Genomic DNA, 23,053 nt, shown 5'->3' with positions numbered 1-23,053 from the left:
ATCAGAACGCGGCGTAGATTGAAACTACGGCGAGCCTGATCCTCCTAAGCCAATCAAACGCTCGTGTTCCAAATCATTCGATGACGGACAAGCACGTACTCAGGGCCCAATCACAACTCCAAAGCTCAGAAGTCGTCACGGGGTAAGATCCATTGCCGCCACGACCTTGTCGTAAGGAAGTCCGGCGGTATCATTCAATCGACGAACTTGATCGGCACTTTCACCATCAAACAAGCACATGCAGCGCCCGTCTTCGGGAGCAAATGTTGAACGAACATAGCTGATTTTGTCGCCATCTGCTGTCATTTTCTGTGCTGTTGCTATCGCGGCTTTTTGAGCAGCACCCAAGTCATCCATGGTGATACCCTTGAGGTTTCTTTCGACCATAAAAACAGACATCTCGTTCCCTTTCCGAACAATCAAAACCAGTGCATCTATTACACTATGGAGCGTCGGCTCGGGGAACTATCGATACCTTATGACTTAATAACTCCAGGTTTGGATAAAACGGTGTATCCTGCGTTGTGATTGTCTTTCGCCATCAGTGACGAGGTGCCCCAATATGGAGATGTCTCAGATTAGATATGTCTTATCTGCCGCAAAGCATCTGAATTTCACCAAAGCTGCCGCAGAATGCAATGTAAGCCAACCAGCGCTTACCAAGGGCGTCAAGTCATTAGAGACCGAACTTGGCGCACAGGTTTTTCATCGGGAAGGCCGGAAAATTTTGGTCAGCGACTTTGGAAAGTCAATGCTGCCGCATCTACAGCACATCGTTGACGAAGCAGAAGCTACACAAGCGCTGGCTCAGAATTTTCGTTTGCTTGAAAAGGTGCCGTTGCGCTTAGGTGTCCTTTCAACAATTGGGCACGTTCGCCTTGCACGGTTTCTAGCTCAATTCGAGAAAAACCACAGCGGCTTGGAGTTGTCAGTCAATGAAGCAAGCGCGTCGGATCTCAAGAAAAAACTTTCTGATGGTGATATCGATGTCGCTTTGATGACGCTGACTGAAGAACTGGAAGAAGAGTTTAGGGCTAGACCACTTTACGTCGAAAGATATGTGGTTGTTTTTCCGCCGGAGCACCGCCTTGGACAACTAAACTCAATTTCGCTCCAAGATTTATCTCGAGAAAACTATGTAGATCGTTTGGCTTGCGAGTTGCGCGAGATGGTAATGTCCGTTTGTCAGTCAAAAGGAGTGGAACTTTACGCTCGCTTCCGTTCTGAGCGCGAAGATTGGGTACAAGCAATGGTTGCTGCAGGCATTGGTTTTGCTTTCATGCCTGAGTATTCGGTTACTCTGCCGGGCTTGTTGCAGCGCCCGCTTGTGGAGCCAGAAGTTTCAAGAACTATCGCGGCCTTTACAGTCCCTGGCCGAAAATACTCGCCGGCTCTCGATGCGCTGATGAGGTTTTCGCAGACTTTTGCATGGCCGGGATAAAAAACTTCGGTTTTGGGCCTGCTCTGAAACCCGATTTTCCTGCCGTTTGTAGTTAGAGTTTTTCGCTCGTATTTTCCTTTGGTCGTTCCAAGAGTTTGCGACACTTTCATTAAACGGCAAGTTAACGTGACAACCCCCGTCTGCCCTATGCCCACAACCAGATTCTAAGCTAAGTCGATCCAAGCCGCATTCCTTGAAGAGCTTTGCACGCATGCGGCCACAAATTTAACGCCATTGAGCCCGTCATAGACTGTTGGATAAACAACCGAAGCGTCAGGTGAAATACCATTTCGGAAAGCTTGGATCGCTTCAGCAGCCTCTCCATAGATATTCGCGAACCCCTCAAGATATCCCTCGGGATGTCCCGGAGGAACTCTACTCAACCGGTTGGCTGCATCAGCAGCACTAGCTCCATTTCGTGTGATTAGACGCTTTGGTTCGTTGTATGGCGTGAACCACAGGTAATTGGGATCTTCCTGAGCCCACTCCAACCCGCCTTTTTCGCCATAGACGCGCAAACGAAGTGCGTTTTCGTTGCCGGGAGCCACCTGAGAAGACCACAGCATACCGCGCGCTCCGCCTTTGAAGCGAAGTAAGACGTGGGCGTTGTCATCGACTTTGCGCCCCAGCACAAAGGCCTGCAAGTCTGCCGCAAGGCTTTCCGCTTTTAGCCCGGTCACGAAGCAGGCAAGGTTGTATGCATGAGTTCCGATGTCACCGGTTGATCCACCCGCGCCCGAGCGTTCGGGATCGGTTCGCCATTCCGCCTGTTTGAAATCCTGCTGCTCGGTCAGCCAATCCTGTGGGTATTCAACCTGAACCACGCGGATCTTGCCAATGTCGCCGTTGGCAACCATTTCACGCGCCTGCCGAACCATTGGATAGCCTGTGTAATTGTGGGTCAAAATGAATAGGGCATTCGCACTTTCTGTTGCTTTGACCAGCTTTTTCGCATCGGCAAGGGTCGAGGTGAGTGGCTTGTCACAAATTACATGAATACCGCGTTTCAGGAACTCACGTGCGGCTGCATAATGAACGTGATTTGGCGTGACAATTGAGACTGCCTCGATCCCAGATTTCAGTCGGGCTTCCCTAATCGCCATTTGTTTGAAGTCTTCATAGACCCGTTCGAGCCCCAATGCCTGACCACTTTCAAGAGATTTCTCTGGCGTCGAAGACAAAGCACCGGCAACCAGCTCGAACTTGTCGTCCAATCGCGCGGCGATGCGATGAACACCCCCTATGAAGGCGTCGTTTCCGCCGCCAACCATGCCAAGCCGAATGCGTCCTGAGGTTTCTTCACTGCGTCCTGTGACCATCACTCAATCCCCAGCATTTTACGATTGGCGGCTTCGTCAGCGCCACCGTCGGCGAAATCATCAAAGGCTTTCTCGGTCACACGGATGATGTGATCTGACACAAATTGAGCACCTTCACGCGCTCCATCCTCGGGGTGTTTGAGGCAGCATTCCCATTCGACCACAGCCCAGCCATCAAAGTCATTCGCGGCCATTTTTGAGAAAACTGCACCGAAATCCACCTGACCATCGCCCAGTGAGCGGAACCGCCCGGCCCGATCTACCCAGCTTTGATACCCGGAATAAACACCTTGCCGCCCGGTCGGGTTGAACTCGGCATCTTTGACATGGAACATCCGAATTCGATCTTTGTAGATGTCGATGTTGTCCAGATAGTCGAGGCATTGCAGCACGTAATGCGACGGGTCGTATAGCATGCAGGCCCGTGGGTGATTGCCTGTCCGCTCGAGAAACATCTCGTAGGTCACACCATCGTGGAGGTCCTCTCCGGGGTGAATTTCGTAGCAGACATCGACACCGCATTCATCGGCGTGATTCAGGATGGGCACCCAACGGCGCGCAAGCTCATCAAATGCCGTTTCAATCAAACCGGCAGGGCGCTGCGGCCAAGGATAGACATATGGCCATGCCAACGCGCCTGAGAATGTCGCATGTGCCGAAATGCCTAAATTTTTCGAAGCGGATAGCGCTTTGTTGACCTGGTCTACGGCCCATTCTTGACGGGCTTTAGGGTTTCCTCTGACGCTTTCCGCTGCAAAGCCATCAAACGCACTGTCATAGGCTGGGTGAACGGCAACAAGCTGACCCTGAAGATGCGTTGAAAGCTCGGTGACTTCGACGCCATTTTCTTGGGCCTTGCCTTTGAACTCATCGCAGTAACCGACGCTGGATGCGGCCTGTTCGAGGTCGAACAACCGGCCATCCCAACTGGGAACCTGAACGCCATTGTATCCACAGTCAGCCGCCCATTTAGTGATCGCGCCCCACGAATTGAACGGCGCTTCGTCCCCGGCAAATTGTGCAAGAAACAAAGCTGGACCTTTGATTGTCTTCATTGAATTTCCTCCCCAAAACCTGAGTCTCTATGGCGGTAAATTTTCCTTCAGATAGATGTCGATACGGATACGTTCCTGGGCTTTGTTGAATGGCACTTTGTCTGAAGTTGCACGCAGCAGACGGACGGCTGAACGAACAATGTGCCCAGTGTCTTGCGAGATAAGAGCGTCAAATGTACCGAGCGTAAGCGCCTCACGACTAAGCGGAGTAAGCTCATGAGCTATGATCACCAGATCTTTGCTGAGCTTGTTTTCTGAAAGAAATTGAATCAGTCCTGCATTGCCTGCTGCGGAGGAATAAATTCCAACCAGATCCGGGTAGGTTTCAAAGATCTCGGGCATCATCTTGTAAATCAGATCCGGGTCATCCCGGCCCTCGACAGACGCTACGACTTCGAGGTGTGGAAATTCCTCAGCTACAACTAGATCAAAGCCTTGACGGCGCTCTAGGTGGTCACGTGCCAAACGGGATCCTGTAAGTACCAAAACCTTGCCGTCACGATGCACAAATCGTCCCATCAGCTGAGCTGCGGTTCGCCCTGCCGAAACGTTATCAATTCCTACAAAGTGGTCTCGCTCAGAACTCGGCAAGTCAGACACCAACGCAACCACCGGAACGCCTTTGTCCCTGAGCCTTTTTACAGCATCACGAACAGAAGGCGTTTCGGGCCCAAAAACGGCAACGCCATCAACATCCGAACTGGCGACAGCATCCAAAATATTGACGATATCTTGCGGCTCAAACGGAGCTACCTTTTTTATCGCAATGCGAGTTCGCTCGATAAATTGGTCACGTGACTGTTCTGCGATCTGACTGCTGATTGCCTCCACAAACTCGTTGTCCGTGTCCGGCAGAACAAAGAGGAAGTTGTAAACTCGGTTTCGCGCAAGGTTGGCCGCAGCGGTGTCGCGCACATACCCCAGCTCGTCAATTGCCTTTTGTACTTTCTGTACGGTAACGGCCCGCACACCGGGGCGTCTGTTCAAGACCCGGTCAACAGTCGCCAGACTGACACCGGCGACGCGCGCGAGGTCGTTGACGGTTGGCTTTTTCACCAATTCTAGTTTTTGTTTTTGGTCTTCCACGTGTTCTTCAGCCCTCAATCTCCCGCGCCAAGCCTTCAAACAACAAAGCAACAGCCTCGGCACCGGGATCGTTATGTCCAACTAGGTTTTCTTCGGGAACATAGGCCGCGCGGCCTGCCTTCGCACGACGAATATTCGCGGTGTTGTTCGCGCCTTCGCGGGCAGCCTCGGCCGCATCGGTCAGTCCAGACGGGAGGGCGGCAAGTGCAGGTGCCAGAGCGTCAATCATTGTCCGGTCACCGACCTTGGCACCCCCAACCTGGCTCACGCGATTCAGGCCTTCGACCAGAGACTTCGATACCGAAGCCCCGCTTGCACAGGCATCTCCGGCTGCATTGAAGAAGATTGCGAGTATCACACCGGACGACCCGCCCATTGTCTGGCTTAACTCATTGCCCAACGCCGGAAACAGTTGCGTCAGATCAGCAAGAGGCATGCGGTCAAGGCTACCTTGCAATGCTCTTGCGGCGGTGGCCAGTGTGCTTCCTGTATCGCCATCTCCGGACTTCGCGTCCAGCTCGTTCAGAGACTTCTCTGCGTTGATGAGCAGCTCAGATAAGCGGGTGATCGTTTCCCTCGTGGTGGGATTGTTCGAAGGGATTGGATCGATTGGTGTCAGGCCATCAGGCAACGGGGCTACTTTGATCGGGTCGATGGAATTGACGCCGGGCCATGCGGCCAGATCAACAGGTGCTTCAAGAGCTGACAATTCGTCCTGATCCACAGGCAGAATGGATACCGAAAACCCGTGCATATCCAGCGACGTCATCATCGGTGCCGGGCCAATGATATGGTGGGCAATACCAGTTTCGGACAACGCATGCGTGAGGACAGCCATTTCCAGAGGAGTTGTAGAGCCCAGGTTGTTGACCAACGCTACACAATGCCCGGCACCCACCCTTTGCTTCAGCTTCTCCACCACCGTGGACATGGCCGATACAGCATTTGAAAATTCGACTTGTTGTACACCGGGCTCGCCGTGGATGCCCAAGCCGAGTTCCGCTTTGCCAGGGGCAATCCGGTCTTCTTTTGGAGAGCCCGGAACAGTGCAGGTGTCCAAGCTCATTCCGATGCTGACAACCTTTGCTATGGTACTTCTTGCTGCTTTGGTAACGGTGTCCAGATCGGCACCCCCTTCAGCAAGCGCTCCGGCAATTTTGTGCACCAATAACGTACCTGCCACGCCACGTGGTTGCGGAAGGTCGGGCAAGGCGATGTCATCATCAACTACGACCATCTCTACTTTGCGGCCCAATGCACGGGCGCGTTCAGCCGCCAGTCCAAAATTCAATCGATCACCGGTGTAATTTTTGACGATAAGCAGGCACCCGGCCTCACCCGTGACCGCAAGAATGCCCGCCAGAACTGCCTCGACCGAGGGTGAGGCGAAAACTTCGCCGCAGACCGCGGCTGTCAACATACCGGCGCCAACGAAACCTGCATGGGCGGGCTCGTGACCAGACCCTCCGCCAGAAACCAAGGCGACTTTCGACTTGTCCCAATCCGACCGGTAGACAACCTTGATATGCGGGTATCCGTCCAGCCGTGTAAGCTGCCCGCCTGAGGAAGCCAAAAGGCCATCTATCGCCTCGGTTACCAGGGTTTCTTTTGTGTTGAGGAACTGGGCCATGCTTTTGCTCCTTAATTCACGCGCGCGCCAGACGCGTCAAAATACAACGGGTTATGGGGGCGAATTTTTATAATTTTTCCAGAGGGGTAATCCTGATGAACATCAATCAGGGTGACAACCGGGTGGCCATTCAGGTCCAGGTGCAGCCGTGTTTGGTCGCCCAGATGTTCGGCACGTATGACACGCGCTTCACTGCCCTCGCCTTCAATGATGTTTTCCGGGCGAAGACCAATCTGTGGTCCTTTGTGATCGCCTCCGAACAACTCGGACGGCAGGATGTTGATTCGCGGCAGACCCAACCTGCTGGCAACGTAAACACTGCCCGGGTTTTCGTAGATATCCCGGGGTGTCCCGTATTGAACCAACCGGCCGTTCTCTAAAACGCCGATATGCGTAGCCATTGTCATGGCTTCGACCTGATCGTGGGTCACGTAAAGCAAGGTTGATCCCAGATCGGCCTGAATCCTTTTCAGTTCGACCCGCAAATCCGCCCGAAGCTTGGCGTCCAAAGAGCTGAGCGGCTCGTCCATCAGGAAAATCTGGGGATCGCGCACCAGTGCCCGTCCAATTGAAACGCGCTGCATTTCGCCGCCAGACAGTTCAGTGGCTTTGTTGTCCAGCTTGTGCGGGATCTGCAGGATCTCCGAGACTTCGTTGACCTTCCTGGCGATCTCATCCTCTGGCGTCTTCAGGATCGGTGACCTCAGAGGGAAGGACAGGTTCTCACGCACCGTCATATGGGGGTACAGCGAGTATTGCTGGAAGACCATCGCCACATCACGCTGGGCAGGTGTATCTATCCCAACGTCACGCCCGGCAATGCGCACCGTTCCGGAATCCAGTTTCTCAAGCCCGGATATCAATCTCAGCGTCGTTGTTTTTCCCGCGCCCGTCGGACCCAACAAAACCACAAAGGCACCGTTGGGGATCGTCATTGAGATATCATCCACCGCTTTGATTTCGCCGAATGACTTCGAAATGTTTTCCAGAACGACTTCAGCCATTGCTTAGTACCTCGTCGTTCAGAGCGGACCTCAACGCGCGTCCGGTAGAATTTTCGAAAAGGGTCACTGCGGATGAGCGGAACTTCAAGCCAACCGTCTCGCCGGGGTTAACGGTTTCGCGCGCATCAATGCGGGCTTTCAGCTCTCCGTTCGGGCTTTGCAGCGTCACGATCTGGGTGGTTCCAAGATATTCTGCGGCCAGGACCTTGGCTCGGTAGGCACTGGCATCCGACAGAAAAACATGCTCAGGGCGAACACCGAAAACCAAGTCACCTTCCGCCCCTTCCAACAGTGTGGGTACGGCTTCGTCGTGACCATTCAGTCGCACCGTTTCCGAGCCAGGCGCGACCTTTCCCTGAAACGGCAGGAAGTTCATCGAAGGAGACCCGATAAAATCTGCAACGAACATCGTAGCTGGTTTGTCGTAGATTTCCTGAGGTGTGCCGAATTGCTCGATCACAGCGTTGTTCATCACCACGATCTTGTCCCCCATTTGCATGGCTTCCAGCTGATCATGTGTGACGTAAACAGTGGTCGCCCCCATGCGATCATGAAGCGCGCGCAGTTCTTCGGCCATGTGCTCACGAAATTCGGCATCCAGGGCACCAAGAGGTTCGTCCATCATGAACGCCTTGGGTTCGCGAACAATCGCGCGTCCAAGCGCCACGCGCTGCCTATCGCCGCCTGACAACCCACCTACCGGGCTATCGAGGATGTCCTTGATCCCCAGAATTCCCGCGACTTCTTCTACTTTGGCTTTGACAGCAGCACGCGGCATGCCCTGCGATATCAGGGGGTAGCTGATATTTTTTCGCACGTTCATGTGCGGATACAGCGCAAACATCTGGAACACGAAGGCAATGTCTCGCTCCGATGGGGGGCGCTGGCTGATCTCCTCGCCGTCCAGGTAGATTTCACCCGACGTCGGAAGTTCCAAGCCTGCGATCATCCGCAGCGTCGTCGTCTTTCCGCAGCCGGATGGCCCTAGCAACATGAAGAACTCACCGTCCTCAATCGTGAACGAGCTTTCGCGGACAGCCGTGAAATCGCCGAACATCTTCTTTACGTTTTTAACTACGATCTGGGCCATTTCTACTCCGGGAAATGGCTGACGATGATGAACATGACGGTTCCGATCAGCGTGACGATGAAAGAATATGTGAAGGCCCAAAGGACAAAGGGCTGCATAAGCATGAAGACACCCAGAGCGATGAGGATGGTCGCGATCATCTCCCATGGGCCCCGGCGAAAACGCATCAATCCGGTAAGAAACTCGCTCATTTGCGCACGGCTCCGAATGTGATCCCACGCAGCAGGTGTTTGCGCATCAGGATGGTGAAAATCATGACAGGGATCAGGAAGATCGTGGCACCTGCCGCCACTGCAGGCCAGTCCAGGCCGCCAATACCGATAATGGTTGGGATGAACGGTGGTGCAGTCTGCGCGTTCGCGGATGTCAGCAGCACGGCAAACGCGTACTCATTCCAGGCGAAGATCAGGCAAAAGATAGCTGTTGAGGCTATGCCGGTCGCGGCTTGCGGCAGCACCACTTTGTAAAACGCCTGAAACCTCGTGTAGCCATCTATGAGCGCGGCTTCTTCGTACTCTCTTGGGATTTCGTCGATGAAGCCTTTTAGCAACCAGACCGCCAAGGAAATATTCACGCCCGTATACAGCAGGATCATCCCCAGATGCGTGTCGCTTAATCCAAGGTTTCTGAACATCAGGAAGATTGGGATGGCGACAGCGACCGGTGGCATCATCCTTGTACTCAGGATAAAGAACAAAAGGTCGTCCTTGAGCGGGACCTTGAACCTGCTGAACGCATAGGCGGCCAGCGTACCAAGGAAGATACTCAAGAACGTCGAGCCAAATCCGATGATAACCGAATTCATAAAGCGCTCGCCAAACTTTGATGGCCCGACAATCACCATGTCGTATTGGCGGACGATCTCATCGGCCCAGTTCTGCGGCGGGTTCGCTTCCAAAAACTCCTGCGTCTGCCGCGTGCGCGTGGTGAAGAGATTTACATACCCTTCAAGCGTTGGGTCAAAGACCACTTTGGGTGGGTAGCTGATCGCATCGGCTGGAGACTTGAAACCTGTCAGTAAAATCCAAACCAGCGGGATCATTGTGATCAGCGCATAAGTGATGACCAGAAAACCGGCGATCCACTTGGAACGGTTCGAAGGTTCGGTTACGGAAAAACTGCTCATCTCTGTTTCACCTTGTTCAAGGCTTTGACGTAGATCGACGCAAGGCCGAACACGGTGACGAAAAGGATGATCGCATAGGCCGAGGCGTAGCCCGTACGCCACTTCTCAAACGCCTCCCGCTTGAGATTGATTGAGGTGAGTTCCGTTACAGAACCGGGCCCTCCGCCGGTTAGCTGAACCACCAGGTCGAACATCTTGAAGTTCTCGATCCCTCGAAACAGCACGGCAAGCATCAGGAACGGCAGGACCATCGGGATGGTGATCGTAAAGAACTGCCGCAGCTTGCTGGCCCTGTCGATCTCAGCCGCCTCGTAGATGTAATCGGGAATGCTGCGCAGCCCGGCCAGACAGATTAGCATCACGAAGGGGGTCCACATCCAGGTGTCGACAATAACGATCGCCCAAGGGGCCAAAGTAACGGATCCCAGCATTTCAAAGCTCGATGGATCTTTGCCTGTGAACCATGACACGATGTAGTTAAACAGCCCGATTTGAGGTTGATACAGGAACTTCCAGAAGTTCCCGACGACTGCAGGAGACAGCATCATCGGCAGCACGATGATCGTGGTCCAAAGATCGTTGCCCTTGAATTTCTTGTTGATCAACCAGGCCAAAGTAAACCCGATCAAGACCTGGAAAAAGATCGTCCAGAACAGGAAGTGCGCCGTCGCCTGCATATTTAGCCAGGTGTCCGAGTCTGTCAGAATACGCTCGTAATTCCTGAGCCCGACATCTTTGACTTCGCGCCCGATCCGGTTGGCCTTGTAGTTGGTAAAGCTCAGTTGGATGGTCCAGATCAACGGAAAGATGTTGATCGCCAGCAATAGAAAAATCGTCGGGGAGATGAATATCCAGGCGATCGCGCGGTCGGATAACCCTCGGATTTTTCGCGCAACTCGCTCGGGCGTTGCCTGGGCAACGCGATCTACGGTCCGGTCAGACATCTCTTTGCCAGTTCTTGTTGGTTTAGGACTCACGGGTGAAGGTGGAGCGGGATTGCGCCCGCTCCTGCCTGTGTCCGGACTACAGCTTGCCTTCGTCTTCGAAGACTTCAGTCCAATCTTCGATCAAAAGATTAAGAGCTTCTTGAGCTGTACCTTGATCAGCAACGACGTAGTCGTGGATGCGTTTCTGCATGGCCAGCAGGAGTTCTGCATAGGCAGGCTCTTGCCAGAAATCCTGAACCCCAGCCATTGCTTCCAGGAAGTCACCGGCAAACGGTTGGCTGTCCACGAAACCAGGATCTTCCAGCACTGAGTTATGCGCCGAGTAGCCGCCTAGCTCCCACCACTTGGCCTGCACTTCAGGCTGTGCGAACCACTTGATGTACTCAAGTGCAGCGTCCTGTTTGTCAGAGTAGCTGACAACAGAGATACCTTGTCCGCCCAGCGTCGAACCTGCCTGATTTTGCGGTGGGTTCACAAAGAAGTCGATCTTGTCACCGCCGGTATTGGGGTCAGCATAGAGACCTGGGAAGAACGCAAACCAGTTCATGGCCATGGCGACCTGACCGGACTTGAAGGCGTCCAAGCTCTCACCCATGTAAGAGTTGGTATATCCCGGAGGCGTCGCCGTTTCGTAGAATTCCTTATAGAATTCCAGCGCCTCTACCGCTTCGGGTGAGTTTACGGCGCCTTCCATGTCATATGAGCCCGGGGTGTTTTCGTATTTAAAGCCCCAAGGATACAGTGCTCCGGTCACACCCATGGTGATCCCTTCCGAGCCGCGCTCGGTAAAGATAGCTGCGCCGTAGACTGTCTTGCCGTCGATCTCACGACCCTGAAAGAACTGGGCGATCTGTAATAGTTCTTTCTGAGATTCAGGCTCACGTAAATCCTGACCAGTTGCTTCTTTGTATGCGGCTTGGATTTCAGGATTTTCGAACCAGTCCTTGCGATAGAACCAGCCATTCGCATCGCCCATCGCAGGCAGGGCATAGTAATTGGGTGTGCCCTTGGGCCAAGTTGAATAGGCGTAGACAGTGGCCGGCGCGAAATCGTCCATGCTGATGCCTTCAGCATCGAAGAAGTCGTTCAGTTTGACATAGTGGCCATTTTCAGCGCCACCGCCGATCCATTGGCTGTCACCAATAAGCAGATCGCAGAGCTTACCACCGGAATTCAGCTCATTCAGCATCCGGTCCGCAAAATTTGGCCAGGGAACAAATTCGAAGTTCATCGTGTGGCCGGATTCTGCTTCGAATTCTTTTGATAGTTCGACAAGCGCGTTGGCCGGGTCCCATGCAGCCCAACATAGCGTCAGATCTTCAGCATTTGCCTTGGTAGAAAGAGTAGTAGCGGCAAGGACTATTGCGCTGGCCGAGGCCAGTTTTGTGTAAGTCATCCATTCCTCCCTTTTTGCGCCGTCAATCGAGGATGTGCGAATCGCGGCATACTTCCAAGGCTATTTGAGGTACGCACCTCATGTCCAGATTTTTTTGAGGTTCGTACCTCAAACTGTCAGAAGAGGCCGTCAGATATTCTTTTAGCTGTTGATTGGCTTTGTTGCGCAAAGGTTGGGTGAGGGATTCATCTTGTGAATCCAGCGTGGTAGCTGGACTGCATGAGCAGACCTATCCCGCCGAGCTACAAGACCAAGAACTGGCCAGCCTACAATGAAGCCCTCAAGCAACGTGGCTCCCTGGCGATCTGATTTGATCCGGACATGGTTTGGGTACCACCGCCGACCGGTAAGCAAGGCCGGCAGCCGCAGTATAGCGGCGCTGCGATTCAGACATGCCTGACGACGATGAAGGTCCTCTTCGGCATGGCCCTCAGGCAGACCACGGACTTCGTGGAGAGCCTGCTGCGCCTGGTCGGCCTCGACTGGTCGGTGCCGGATTTCAGCACGCTGAGCAGGCGCCAGAAGACCCTGGCGGTTTCCATACCCTATCGCGGCTAGCAAGGTTCCCTGAACCTTCTGATCGACAGCGCCGGCTTCAAGGCGGAGGGCCAAGGCGAATGGCATGCCCGCAAGCATGGCCGCGCGAAACGCCGTCTCTGGCGCAAGATCCACATCGGCGTTGACGAACAGACGCTGGAGATCCGCGCCATCGAAATCACCGGTAACAACATCGGTGATGCGCCCATGCTGCCTGAACTACTCAGCCAGATCCCGGTCGATGTCGAGATCGCCTCGGTCACCGCAGACGGGGCGTATGACACGCGCAAATGCCACGATGCCATCGCAAACCGGGGTGCCCACGCCGTTATCCCGCCGCGCAAGAACGCAAAACCGCGAAAGCCATCGACAGCAGGCGCTATCGCCCGTAACGAGGCGCTGTGCGCCTCGAAATACCTTGGCCGTGCCATCCGGCGAAATTGGAGCGGATACCACCGCCGCAGTCGCGCCGAAACGAAGATGCACTGCGTGAAGCTGTTGGGGCAGAGCCTCATGGCGCGCGACTTCGAGCGTCCAGTCGCCGAACTCCCAATCCGTGCAGCCGTCCTGAACAGCTAAACCGCGCTCGGCATACCGGTCACAGAGCCCACAGGATAAGTACGTCCGGGGAAAAGGGAAGTCCGGGCTTCAGGCTCTTCGCGCAACAAAGCCTAGCTGGAGTGCTAAATTGCGCCCCTTAAACCCTGAAGCTTCTCGCCGCTCAATAGGCTGGTTCCTTTATGAATGTCAAACCGTTACGCCTTGCAGAACCTGTTCCCGCGATAGCTCGTCCCGCGTGCCTTGCATCAGGACCGCGCCGCGCCGCAGGACGATGAACTTGTCGGCAAGATCATAGGCGAAATCGAAATACTGCTCGACCAGAATGATGGCCATCTCTCCTTTGGTTCGGAGGTGACGAATTACTTCGCCGATCTGCTGGATGATGTTGGGCTGAATGCCTTCGGTTGGTTCGTCCAGCAGCAAAAGTTGAGGCTTGGCGATCAGCGCCCGGGCGATGGCAAGTTGCTGTTGCTGGCCACCCGACAGATCACCCCCGCGCCGGTTCTGCATTTTCTTCAGCACCGGGAACATATCGAAGATCTCGTCCGGAACGAAATGTTCGCTTGCTGACAGGCAGGCAAAACCGGTTTCCAGATTTTCGCGCACAGTCAGCAACGGGAAAATCTCGCGCCCCTGCGGCACATAGGCCACGCCTTTCCACGCCATGCGATGGGCTGGCAGAGGCGGCAGGGCCTCGTCATTCAGCATCAGATCGCCGCCCGAGCGCGGATGCGTGCCCGAGATCGCCTTGATCAGGCTGGTCTTGCCCACACCATTGGTGCCCATCACGCAAGTCACCTCTCCTCGCGCGGCCTCCAACGAGATACAGTTGAGGATTTGCGAGTGCCCGTAATGCAGGGTCAGATCGGTCAGTTTCAGCATTGTTTAGCGCCCCAGATAAACGTCGATGACATCCTGATTTGATGTGACATGATCCAGCGAACCTTCGGCCAGAACCGAGCCTTCATGCAGAACCGTGACCCGACAATTCAGGCGGCGGACGAACTCCATGTCATGTTCCACAACCACGACGGCGCGGGTCTTGGCGGCCTGTACCAGCAGGTCGGTTGTGTGTTCGCGTTCTTGCGAGGTCATCCCGGCGGCGGGTTCGTCCACTAGCAACAGACGTGGTTCCTGCGCCAGTAGCATCCCGATTTCCAACCATTGCTTTTGTCCGTGGCTTAGTTCGCCGGATTTGCGGAGCAGTTCGCCATACAGGCCAATCTCAGCGGCCAGTTCCTCGACCTTCTCCAGATGATCCGTCGAAGGGCGATAGAACAGCACACCCAGCCAGCCCCGTTTATTCTTCAACGCCATCAGCAGGTTTTCCTGCACGGTCTGGTCCTCGAACACGGTGGGTTTCTGGAACTTACGCCCGATGCCGGCTTGCGCGATCTTGGCCTCGCTCATTCGCAGCAGGGAAACGGATTTCTCACCCCAGGTTACCCGGCCCTCGTCAGGCCGGGTCTTGCCGGTGACAATATCCATGAAGGTCGTTTTACCTGCCCCGTTCGGCCCGATAACCGCGCGAAGCTCGGCCTTGCCAATCTGGAAGGACAGGTTGTTGATGGCGCGGAACCCGTCGAAGGTGACTGAAACGCCGCTGACCTCCAGCAGAGTGCTCATTCCAAGGCCTCCATTTCGCGCAATGCGCTTTCATCGGGTCCAAGCGGGGCACCGTAGCGTTGCGGCGCGCAGTGGTTGGTCCAGAGGTCGAATAGCCCTCCAATACCCTTTGGTGCGAACAGGGTTACCAGCACGAATGAGACGCCCAGCAGCACCTGCCACCAGTCGACCCATTTGATCGTGTAGAACCCAAGTGGGATGTCCGGCGCTTGTCCACCTGTGAACCATGTGCTGAGCAGGCTGACAAACGCCGCGCCGATGACCGCTCCATACAGGCGACCACGCCCGCCGATGGCGACCCAGACGGCAAGATATATCGAGGCAATGGGGGCCATCTCCTCGGGGTTGATGATCCCCGCCTGCGGATAATACAGCGCGCCCGCGATGGCGGCGATGCAGGCGGTCAATGTGAAGACAGCCAGCTTGTAATTCTCGACCGAATAGCCAAGGAACCGCACTCGCGCCTCATTATCGCGGATGCCGCGGATAACCGAGCCGAACTTGCCCGCCACGATCCATGCCGCCAGCATGTAGCCCAGCCCCAGGGCCAGCGCTGAGGCCCAGAGGAACCAGATTGACACCAAGTCCTGCGAGGCCGTGACGCCCGGCAGGTTCTGCAGGCCCGACAGGCCGTTGTTGCCACGCATACCGCTGTCGTTCTGGAACAGGTACAGCGCCAGTGCCAATGTCATGGCTTGGGTCAGGATCGACAGGTAGACACCCGTGACCCGGCTGCGGAACGCCAGCCAACCAAAGATCAGTGCCAGAAGGCCCGGCACCAGCACGACCAGCGCCAGTTGCAGGAACAGGCTGTCCGAAAAGGCCCAGATCAGCGGGAATTCGGACGATCCGACGACGCCGAAGATTTGCGTGCCGATGGCATCCACGACCTCGGCCGATGTTGGCGGAATGTCGGCTTGGGAGAGCGACTCCACCACGATCAGGCGGGTACGTTCATACATCAGCCACATGCCGATCATGTAGCCGCCCAGCCCGAAGAACGCGAAATGGCCGAGGGACAGGATGCCCGTAAATCCCCAGACCAAATCCATGGCCACAGCGATCAGGCAAAGGCACAGGGTCTTGCCCAGCGTTTTGACAAAGCTGGTCGAGATCACGCCAATCCCGAACCCTTCGGACAGGACGGTGACGCCCAACGTGAACAGGGAGAGGATGGCCAGAAAGACCAGTACCGATGGGTTTTTGGCGACAAAGCTGCGTTCCATGGCTCAATCCCCCGCCGCACGACCTTTGAGGGCAATGATGCCCCTTGGCCGGAACTGGATGAAAATGATGATGAAGATGATCATGTATGTTTGCGCGGCGAGGGTGTTCGAGGGGTTCATCCACTCGATCCCCTTTTGCAGGAAGCCGATCATGCCCGCACCTGCCAGCGCGCCCCAGATGTTTCCGACGCCGCCAACAACCACGGTCATGAAGCTTTGCACGATATAGTCGCTGCCCAGATCGGACGTGACCTTTGCGAACAGACCAATCGCAACCCCGGCAATCCCGGCGATGCCCGAGCCCAAGCCGAAGGTCAGCATATTCACCCGCCCCGGATTGATACCCATCGACCCGGCCATGCGTGGGTTCTGTGTCACCGCGCGCATCTCAAGCCCAAGCCGCGTGCGCTTCATAATGTAGAGGAACAGTCCCAAAAAGATCGTCGCCAGCACAAAGATCGCGATGCGGATATAACTGATCGAAACCACATCGTTCAGCACCCACGCCCCATCCAGCCAGCCGGGCGCGGTCAGCGGGCGGGCCTGCGTGCCAAAAATGTTCTTGGCCAGCTGTTGCAGTGCGATTGAGATGCCAAAGGTCGCCAGCAGCGTCTCAAGCGGACGGGCATAGAGCCAGCGGATAACTAGCCGCTCCATCGCGACGCCCATCGCGAAGGTGACGGCAAAGGCCATCGGGATGGCGACGATTATCGACAGCGTGTGGTCGGGGATGAACTGCTGCACCACGTATCCGGTATAGGCGCCCATCATGATGAACTCACCATGAGCCATGTTGATCACACCCATCACGCCGAAGGTGATCGCCAGACCGATGGCTGCCAAGAAATAGATCGACGCCAATGAGATCGCGTCCAGTGTCAGGTCGAGCGTCTGGTTCAGGCCGACCTTCAGCTCGATCTGTTCAAGTGCCTGCACTGCAGCTGCGGTCACTTCGGGCGAGGGTTCCGTGTAGGTATCAATGAACACATGTTCAGCCAGCGCCGTGTTTATGTCGGCCTCGGTTACCAAGGCGGGAACGACCCTTGCCTCTGCCAAGGCTACATATGCCCGAGCGCGCGTTTCATCTGTATTCAGTTGCGCAAGCGGAATGTCACCAACGCGACCCCCGTCAATATTGGCCGCAAGAGCTGTCCGGATATCATCCCGTGACAAGCGTGGGGGCGCCAGATTGCCAGTGACCAGCAAGTCATAGGCCTCATCGCGCGTCAAATCACTCGAACCCGGTTCTAAAACGGCGGCGATATTCACATTAGACGGAAGTTCCGGTGCTGCTTGTCGCGTCGTCGCGATCAGTGGATTTAATGCGCCACGGACGTCCACGCCCAGATCGTCGGACATCTGCTCAATCGCAGCCACGCGCGCCGCGGTATCTTCGTCATATCCAATCGTCAGCAACCGTTCGAGCCGTTGTTTGTGAGCTTTCAGATCAGCATCAGCTTCATCGGCAATCGACGCGCGTAGGGGCTCCAGCAAAGCACGTTCGGGGTCACGTTGGATGGATTGCAAAGCGGCCAGCCGCCGAGCGCGGTCCGGATCTGTTAGCTGGTACTGCACCAGAGCCGTGCCAATCATCGCGCGGATGCCGCTATTGGGCTTCAACTGCTTCAGGTTGGATTTCTCGAAAATACCAACGACCTCGCCAGTATCGAAATCGGTAAGCTCATACGACCGGCCTTCGACCTTTTTGCCTGCAAAGAACAGGCCGTCCGACTTGCGCATCCACACGTCCTTGGCGGCCCATGTCTCAAGCATCACCTGCGCTTGCGGCAACCCGCTGCTGGCAATCGCATCAATCGCGGGCCCGATTGTCTTGCGTGAGCTTTTGGCGATGATCTCCTGATGCTCTTGCAGGATCGGTTGCAGACCGGCCTCTTGCGCGTTGGCGGTCAGGTGGGCGCATAGAATTGCGAGGCCCGCAAGGAAAAGTCGTAACATGTGGTGAAACCCGAGTGTCTTTGGGGGCAAGGCGGGCATCACACCCACCTTGCGTGTCGGTTAGTAGTTCGACAGGGTCTGAACGCAGGTCTCGGTCTCGGTGTTGTACATACCGCAGCCCAGCTCTTTCCAATCCGATACCAGCACCGCCGATTCCGGTAGGAAGTCGGTCCAGGCGTCGCCCGGCACAACGTCGGTTTCGCTGATGATGTCGAACTGGCCGTCTTCCTGAATCTCACCGATCAGAACCGGCTTGGCCAAATGGTGGTTCGGCAGCATGACAGCGGTTCCACCGGTCAGGTTCGGGAATTCCTGCCCGTACATCGCGGCGCGCACGGCATCTACGTCGGTCGAACCGGCCTCGGTCGCGGCGTTAACCCACATGTTGAAACCGATGTAATGTGCCTCCATCGGGTCGTTGGTCACCCGGTCTTCGCCCATGGTAGCTTTCCATGTTTCAACAAATTCAGTGTTGGCGTCGGTATCCGCCGACTGAAAGTAATTCCAAGCAGCCAGATGGCCCACAAGGTTGGTTGTATCCAGGCCCGACAGTTCTTCCTCTCCGACCGAGAACGCAACGACCGGAATGTCATCCGCCGAGACGCCAGCCGCAGCCAGTTCCTTGTAGAAGCCGATGTTGGCGTCGCCATTGATGGTTGAGATCACTCCGACCTTCTTACCATCCGCACCCAGCGCAACCACATCCGCCACGATCTTGGACCAGTCGGAATGGCCAAAGGGCGTGTAGTTGACGAAGATATCACCGTCCGCGATGCCCTTTTGCTTCAGATAGCTTTCGAGGATATTGTTGGTGGTGCGGGGATAGACATAGTCTGTGCCAAGCAGCGCGAATTTCTCAACGCCAAGCTCGTCGAGGAAATAGTCGGTCGCCGGGATCGCTTGTTGGTTCGGCGCGGCACCGGTATAGAAGACGTTTTTCGAGCTTTCTTCACCCTCATACTGCACCGGATAAAACAGAAGGCCGTTCAGTTCCTCAATCACCGGCAGCACCGATTTGCGGCTGACGGACGTCCAATTGCCAAAGATCACATCCACCTCATGCACGGTCAGTAGCTCACGCGCTTTTTCCGCAAACAGCGGCCAGTCGGATGCAGGATCAACCACAACTGCCTCAAGCTGCTTGCCCAGCAGGCCGCCTTTGGCGTTCTGCTGGTCGATCAGCATCAACATCGTGTCTTTCAGCGTGGTTTCCGAAATCGCCATAGTGCCTGACAACGAGTGCAGTACGCCGACTTTGATCGTGTCTTCAGCAGACAGAGCGGCCGTTGCCATGGCGGCAAAGACAACCGATCCGAAGAGCGTGGATTTGAGAGATGTCATGTAATTCTCCTGGCGGGGCGGGCACAGAAGCCTTGCGTTGACACGCTGTCTTCTACTACCTGATCCCCGCAACTGTATGTTGCGTTACGTGTGGCGGTTGTGTCCGAGGTCCAATTCGCGCAGCCGTCACACACCCCCGGCGGTCGTTAGCCCGGCAGGCCCCACATCGATTCTGCATTGCAGCGAAATAGGCAAATCTGGCCCCATAGCATTCTGGCAAAGTGGACTGATATGCCCGATTTTTGATCTACATGCTGCATGCGTGATTAAAAATTGCACTTACGGTACGGGACTTGGTCGAAAATCTGCACCTGTCGATAGAGTTTCGACATCCCAAAGGTGAAAAAGCGCCAAACGTTCATGACGCGAAAGCCGCTGCCATCACTCAATTCACGCCCATATCGTCAGCGTCACATGCGAGACCGCCACGCGCTGAAGGCCGGGTTACGCTGTCGGCCAAACTGTTCCACGGGCGCAGTGTGATTGATCGCTTGCGGCCGGCGGGTTCGTTCAAATGTCTCTTCCCACGCGGACACGGCAGCCAATTGGACGCCGTGCTTTTGAACACGGCTGGTGGTGTTACTGGCGGTGATGATTTCCGGTTTTCAGGCCGCGCAGGCCGGGGCACCGAACTGACAGTGACCACGCAGGCTTGTGAGCGGGCATACAAAGCACAACCCGGTCAGGCCGCACGCATCGTCAACACTTTAACCGCCGGTCCGCAGGCAAGGCTGAACTGGCTTCCGCAAGAGACGATCCTGTACAGTGGCAGCGCATTAAACCGGCGCTTGCGTATTGATTTGGCCGAGGATGCCTCGGCCCTTATGGTTGAACCTTTGATCTTTGGTCGTACCGCGATGGGTGAAACTCTGACGGATATCCGCCTCAGCGATCGGATCGAGATTCGGCGCAACGAAAGGATGGTGTTTCTGGACGCCACCCGGTTCACCGGCGACCTTAGCGCGCATCTGGCCCGTCAGCACATTGCAGATGGCGCGGGCGCGATGGCCTTAGTCGCATTTGCCTCGCCCAGGGCCGAAGGGCATCTGAAGGCAATCCGCCAGATGCTGCCCGATACCGCCGGGGCCAGCCTGTTTCAACCTGACCTGCTGGTCGTCCGACTGCTGGCCAAGAACGGGTATGCCCTGCGCCGAAGTCTGATGCCCGTGCTTCGGCGACTGAACAACGACTCGCTTCCAAGATGCTGGACAATCTGACATGAACCTGACTCCCCGTGAAAAAGACAAACTGCTGGTCGCCATGGCCGCTGAAGTTGCCCGTAAACGACTGGCCCGTGGTGTCAAACTGAACCATCCCGAGGCGATTGCCCTTATCACCAGCGCCGTGGTTGAAGGCGCACGCGACGGGCGGTCGGTCGCCGATATGATGCAAGCCGGGGCCGAGGTGATCACCCGCGCGCAATGCATGGAAGGCGTCCCCGAGATGATTCACGAGGTTCAAGTTGAGGCCACCTTTCCCGACGGCACCAAGCTGGTGACCGTTCACAACCCTATTCGCTAAAAAAAGGAACACTGATATGACCCGCATGCTTTTCCCTGTTCTGATCCTGGCTGGCCCCGCCGCCGCGCATAACGGCACGCATATCCACGCGCATGGCACGGACTATGCCGCTCTGGCCGTGGGCCTCGCGATTGTCGCGTTGGCTGCTGTTGCCTTGATGGTGAAGCTAAACAAATGATCCCCGGCGAGCATTTCCCCGCTGAAGGCGAAATCACGTTCAACCTGGGCGCCGAGCCGTTGACGCTGATGGTCGCCAATACTGGCGACCGCCCGATTCAGGTCGGCTCGCACTATCATTTTGCCGAGACCAACCCGGCGCTGGAATTCGACCGCGCTGCCGCCCATGGCCTGCGTCTGGACATCGCCCCCGGCACCGCCGTGCGGTTCGAACCGGGACAGGAACGCGAGGTTTCGCTGATCCCGATCGGCGGCGCACGCAAGGTCTATGGGTTCAATCAAAAGGTCATGGGGGCGTTGTGATGCCAGCAAAAATCAAACGCTCCGACTATGCCGCCATGTTCGGCCCCACCACCGGCGATAAAATGCGGCTGGCCGATACCGACCTGATCATCGAGGTCGAACGCGATCTGACCATCTATGGCGAAGAGGTCAAGTTCGGCGGCGGGAAAGTGATCCGCGACGGGATGGGGCAGTCTCAGGTCACACGGGACAAGGGGGCGGTGGATACAGTCATCACCAATGCGCTGATCGTGGATCATTCGGGTGTCTACAAGGCGGATGTCGGTCTGAAAGACGGGCGTATCGCCAGGATCGGCAAGGCGGGGAACCCCGACACGCAGCCAGGTGTCGACATTATCATCGGCCCCGGCACCGAAGCCATCGCGGGCGAGGGGCGCATCCTGACCGCAGGCGGGTTCGACAGCCATATCCACTTCATTTGCCCTCAGCAGATCGAAGACGCGCTGCATTCCGGCCTGACCACCATGTTAGGCGGCGGCACGGGTCCGGCCCATGGCACGCTGGCCACCACCTGCACCCCCGGCCCCTGGCATATCGGACGGATGTTGCAGGCGGCGGATGCCTTCCCGATGAACCTCGCCTTTGCGGGCAAGGGCAACGCCTCATTGCCAGCTGCGCTCGAGGAACAGGTCAATGCCGGGGCCTGCGCTCTGAAACTGCATGAGGATTGGGGCACGACCCCTGCCGCCATCGACTGCTGCCTGTCGGTGGCCGATTCGATGGATGTACAGGTGATGATCCACACCGATACTCTGAACGAATCCGGTTTCGTCGAAAACACTGTCGCCGCCATGAAAGGACGCACCATCCACGCCTTCCACACCGAAGGCGCAGGTGGCGGCCATGCCCCTGACATCATCAAGATTTGTGGCGAGAATCACGTTCTTCCCTCCTCGACCAACCCGACGCGACCTTTCACTGTAAACACGGTCGAGGAACATCTGGATATGCTGATGGTCTGCCATCACCTCGACAAGTCCATCCCCGAGGACGTAGCCTTTGCCGAAAGCCGCATCCGGTGCGAGACCATCGCGGCCGAGGATATCCTGCACGACATGGGTGCGTTCTCGATCATCGCGTCTGACAGCCAGGCCATGGGCCGGGTCGGAGAGGTGCTGATCCGCACATGGCAAACCGCCGACAAGATGAAGAAACAGCGAGGGCGTCTGACCGAGGAAACCGGTGAAAACGACAACCTGCGGGTCCGCCGTTACATCGCCAAGTACACCATCAACCCGGCGATTGCCCACGGTCTGAGCCATGAAATCGGCAGCATCGAGGTAGGCAAGCGCGCCGATCTTGTCCTGTGGAACCCGGCCTTTTTCGGCGTGAAACCCGAGATGGTTCTGCTGGGCGGTACAATTGCCTGCGCGCAGATGGGTGACCCAAATGCCTCGATCCCGACACCGCAACCTGTTTACAGCCGTCCGATGTTCGGGGCTTATGGGCGGTCGGTGGAGCACTCGGCGATTACCTTTGTCTCGGCAGCAGCGCAGGCGGACGGGATCGGTGAAACTCTAGGCCTGGCCAAGAAAACAGTCGCCGTGCGGAACACACGCGAGATTGGCAAACGCAATTTGCTGCTAAACGATGCGACGCCCCATGTCGAAGTAGACGCGGAAACCTACGAGGTCCGCGCCGATGGTGAATTGCTGACCTGCCAACCTGCCGAGGTGCTGCCGATGGCGCAGCGATACTTTATGTTCTGAGA

Annotated in this window: 22 protein-coding genes and 1 pseudogene; 7 read left to right on the top strand and 16 right to left on the bottom strand. The window is 56.1% G+C overall.

Going from position 1 to position 23,053, the window contains the following annotated elements; all coding sequences use genetic code 11:
• Positions 1-135: 135 nt before the first annotated feature.
• Positions 136-399 carry a DUF4242 domain-containing protein gene (locus ACR0AM_RS19165; RefSeq protein ID WP_209504391.1) on the bottom strand — a complete coding sequence of 88 codons (264 nt, stop codon included), beginning with the start codon at positions 397-399 and terminating at the stop codon, positions 136-138.
• A gap of 163 nt (positions 400-562) precedes the next feature.
• On the opposite strand from ACR0AM_RS19165, the gene ACR0AM_RS19160 reads away from it, so the two are divergent.
• A complete protein-coding gene (locus ACR0AM_RS19160) occupies positions 563-1,441 on the top strand; it encodes a LysR family transcriptional regulator (RefSeq protein WP_209504392.1) in 879 nt (292 codons plus the stop codon).
• 164 nt (positions 1,442-1,605) lie between these two features.
• Here ACR0AM_RS19160 and ACR0AM_RS19155 read toward each other — a convergent pair whose 3' ends face one another.
• From ACR0AM_RS19155 to ACR0AM_RS19110, 10 genes are all read right to left on the bottom strand, one after another.
• The gene (locus ACR0AM_RS19155; RefSeq protein ID WP_209504393.1) at positions 1,606-2,760 is read right to left on the bottom strand and encodes a Gfo/Idh/MocA family protein; all 1,155 of its coding nucleotides are present in this window, start codon (positions 2,758-2,760) and stop codon (positions 1,606-1,608) included.
• Positions 2,760-3,815 (bottom strand): sugar phosphate isomerase/epimerase family protein, encoded by a 1,056-nt coding sequence (locus ACR0AM_RS19150; RefSeq protein WP_209504394.1) that lies wholly within the window; start codon positions 3,813-3,815, stop codon positions 2,760-2,762. Before ACR0AM_RS19150 ends, ACR0AM_RS19155 begins: the two co-directional genes overlap by 1 nt.
• Before the next feature lie 27 nt (positions 3,816-3,842).
• Complete coding sequence (locus ACR0AM_RS19145; RefSeq protein ID WP_209504395.1) at positions 3,843-4,901, bottom strand: LacI family DNA-binding transcriptional regulator; 1,059 nt, start codon at positions 4,899-4,901, stop codon at positions 3,843-3,845.
• Positions 4,902-4,908: 7 nt separating this feature from the next.
• Entirely contained in the window at positions 4,909-6,531 is a 1,623-nt protein-coding gene (locus ACR0AM_RS19140) for a dihydroxyacetone kinase subunit DhaK (protein ID WP_209504396.1), read from the bottom strand.
• 11 nt (positions 6,532-6,542) lie between these two features.
• Positions 6,543-7,535: an ABC transporter ATP-binding protein gene (locus ACR0AM_RS19135; RefSeq protein ID WP_209504397.1), complete on the bottom strand. Its 993-nt coding sequence runs from the start codon at positions 7,533-7,535 to the stop codon at positions 6,543-6,545.
• A complete protein-coding gene (locus ACR0AM_RS19130; RefSeq protein WP_209597607.1) occupies positions 7,528-8,625 on the bottom strand; it encodes an ABC transporter ATP-binding protein in 1,098 nt (365 codons plus the stop codon). Before ACR0AM_RS19130 ends, ACR0AM_RS19135 begins: the two co-directional genes overlap by 8 nt.
• A gap of 2 nt (positions 8,626-8,627) precedes the next feature.
• Positions 8,628-8,816 carry a hypothetical protein gene (locus ACR0AM_RS19125; RefSeq protein WP_209504399.1) on the bottom strand — a complete coding sequence of 63 codons (189 nt, stop codon included), beginning with the start codon at positions 8,814-8,816 and terminating at the stop codon, positions 8,628-8,630.
• A complete protein-coding gene (locus ACR0AM_RS19120; protein WP_010442361.1) occupies positions 8,813-9,751 on the bottom strand; it encodes a carbohydrate ABC transporter permease in 939 nt (312 codons plus the stop codon). The genes ACR0AM_RS19125 and ACR0AM_RS19120 overlap by 4 nt, the downstream gene beginning before the upstream one ends.
• Positions 9,748-10,695, bottom strand: a complete 948-nt coding sequence (locus tag ACR0AM_RS19115; protein ID WP_170332156.1) for a carbohydrate ABC transporter permease — start codon at positions 10,693-10,695, stop codon at positions 9,748-9,750. Before ACR0AM_RS19115 ends, ACR0AM_RS19120 begins: the two co-directional genes overlap by 4 nt.
• Positions 10,696-10,774: 79 nt before the next feature.
• Positions 10,775-12,094, bottom strand: a complete 1,320-nt coding sequence (locus ACR0AM_RS19110; protein ID WP_209504400.1) for an ABC transporter substrate-binding protein — start codon at positions 12,092-12,094, stop codon at positions 10,775-10,777.
• Between the two features lie 219 nt (positions 12,095-12,313).
• Between ACR0AM_RS19110 and ACR0AM_RS19105 the strand changes: the two are divergent.
• Positions 12,314-13,210: pseudogene (locus ACR0AM_RS19105) on the top strand (IS5 family transposase).
• Between the two features lie 168 nt (positions 13,211-13,378).
• Here the strand turns inward: ACR0AM_RS19105 and urtE are convergent.
• The 5 genes from urtE to urtA are packed head-to-tail and all read right to left on the bottom strand — an operon-like array spanning position 13,379 to position 19,341.
• Positions 13,379-14,074: an urea ABC transporter ATP-binding subunit UrtE gene (gene urtE, locus ACR0AM_RS19100; RefSeq protein WP_209504401.1), complete on the bottom strand. Its 696-nt coding sequence runs from the start codon at positions 14,072-14,074 to the stop codon at positions 13,379-13,381.
• Positions 14,075-14,077: 3 nt separating this feature from the next.
• The gene (urtD, locus tag ACR0AM_RS19095) at positions 14,078-14,818 is read right to left on the bottom strand and encodes an urea ABC transporter ATP-binding protein UrtD (RefSeq protein WP_209504402.1); all 741 of its coding nucleotides are present in this window, start codon (positions 14,816-14,818) and stop codon (positions 14,078-14,080) included.
• Positions 14,815-16,044 (bottom strand): urea ABC transporter permease subunit UrtC, encoded by a 1,230-nt coding sequence (gene urtC, locus ACR0AM_RS19090; RefSeq protein WP_480623723.1) that lies wholly within the window; start codon positions 16,042-16,044, stop codon positions 14,815-14,817. Before urtC ends, urtD begins: the two co-directional genes overlap by 4 nt.
• 3 nt (positions 16,045-16,047) lie before the next feature.
• Positions 16,048-18,000: an urea ABC transporter permease subunit UrtB gene (gene urtB, locus ACR0AM_RS19085; protein WP_480623722.1), complete on the bottom strand. Its 1,953-nt coding sequence runs from the start codon at positions 17,998-18,000 to the stop codon at positions 16,048-16,050.
• A gap of 60 nt (positions 18,001-18,060) precedes the next feature.
• Complete coding sequence (gene urtA, locus ACR0AM_RS19080; RefSeq protein WP_209504405.1) at positions 18,061-19,341, bottom strand: urea ABC transporter substrate-binding protein; 1,281 nt, start codon at positions 19,339-19,341, stop codon at positions 18,061-18,063.
• Between the two features lie 293 nt (positions 19,342-19,634).
• On the opposite strand from urtA, the gene ACR0AM_RS19075 reads away from it, so the two are divergent.
• The 5 genes from ACR0AM_RS19075 to ureC are packed head-to-tail and all read left to right on the top strand — an operon-like array spanning position 19,635 to position 23,051.
• The gene (locus ACR0AM_RS19075) at positions 19,635-20,558 is read left to right on the top strand and encodes an urease accessory protein UreD (protein ID WP_480520396.1); all 924 of its coding nucleotides are present in this window, start codon (positions 19,635-19,637) and stop codon (positions 20,556-20,558) included.
• A 1-nt stretch (position 20,559) separates the two neighbouring features.
• Complete coding sequence (locus tag ACR0AM_RS19070; protein WP_209504406.1) at positions 20,560-20,862, top strand: urease subunit gamma; 303 nt, start codon at positions 20,560-20,562, stop codon at positions 20,860-20,862.
• 16 nt (positions 20,863-20,878) lie between these two features.
• Positions 20,879-21,040, top strand: coding sequence for a peptidase M23 (locus ACR0AM_RS19065; protein ID WP_209504407.1), 162 nt, complete (start codon positions 20,879-20,881; stop codon positions 21,038-21,040).
• Entirely contained in the window at positions 21,037-21,342 is a 306-nt protein-coding gene (locus tag ACR0AM_RS19060; protein ID WP_209597619.1) for an urease subunit beta, read from the top strand. The genes ACR0AM_RS19065 and ACR0AM_RS19060 overlap by 4 nt, the downstream gene beginning before the upstream one ends.
• Positions 21,342-23,051: an urease subunit alpha gene (ureC, locus tag ACR0AM_RS19055; protein WP_480520394.1), complete on the top strand. Its 1,710-nt coding sequence runs from the start codon at positions 21,342-21,344 to the stop codon at positions 23,049-23,051. The genes ACR0AM_RS19060 and ureC overlap by 1 nt, the downstream gene beginning before the upstream one ends.
• Positions 23,052-23,053 lie beyond the last annotated feature (2 nt).

Source organism: Ruegeria sp. AD9, from assembly GCF_056542305.1.
The sequence above is the reverse complement of the archived record's forward strand: the minus strand, read 5'-3'. Positions and strand labels throughout refer to the sequence as shown.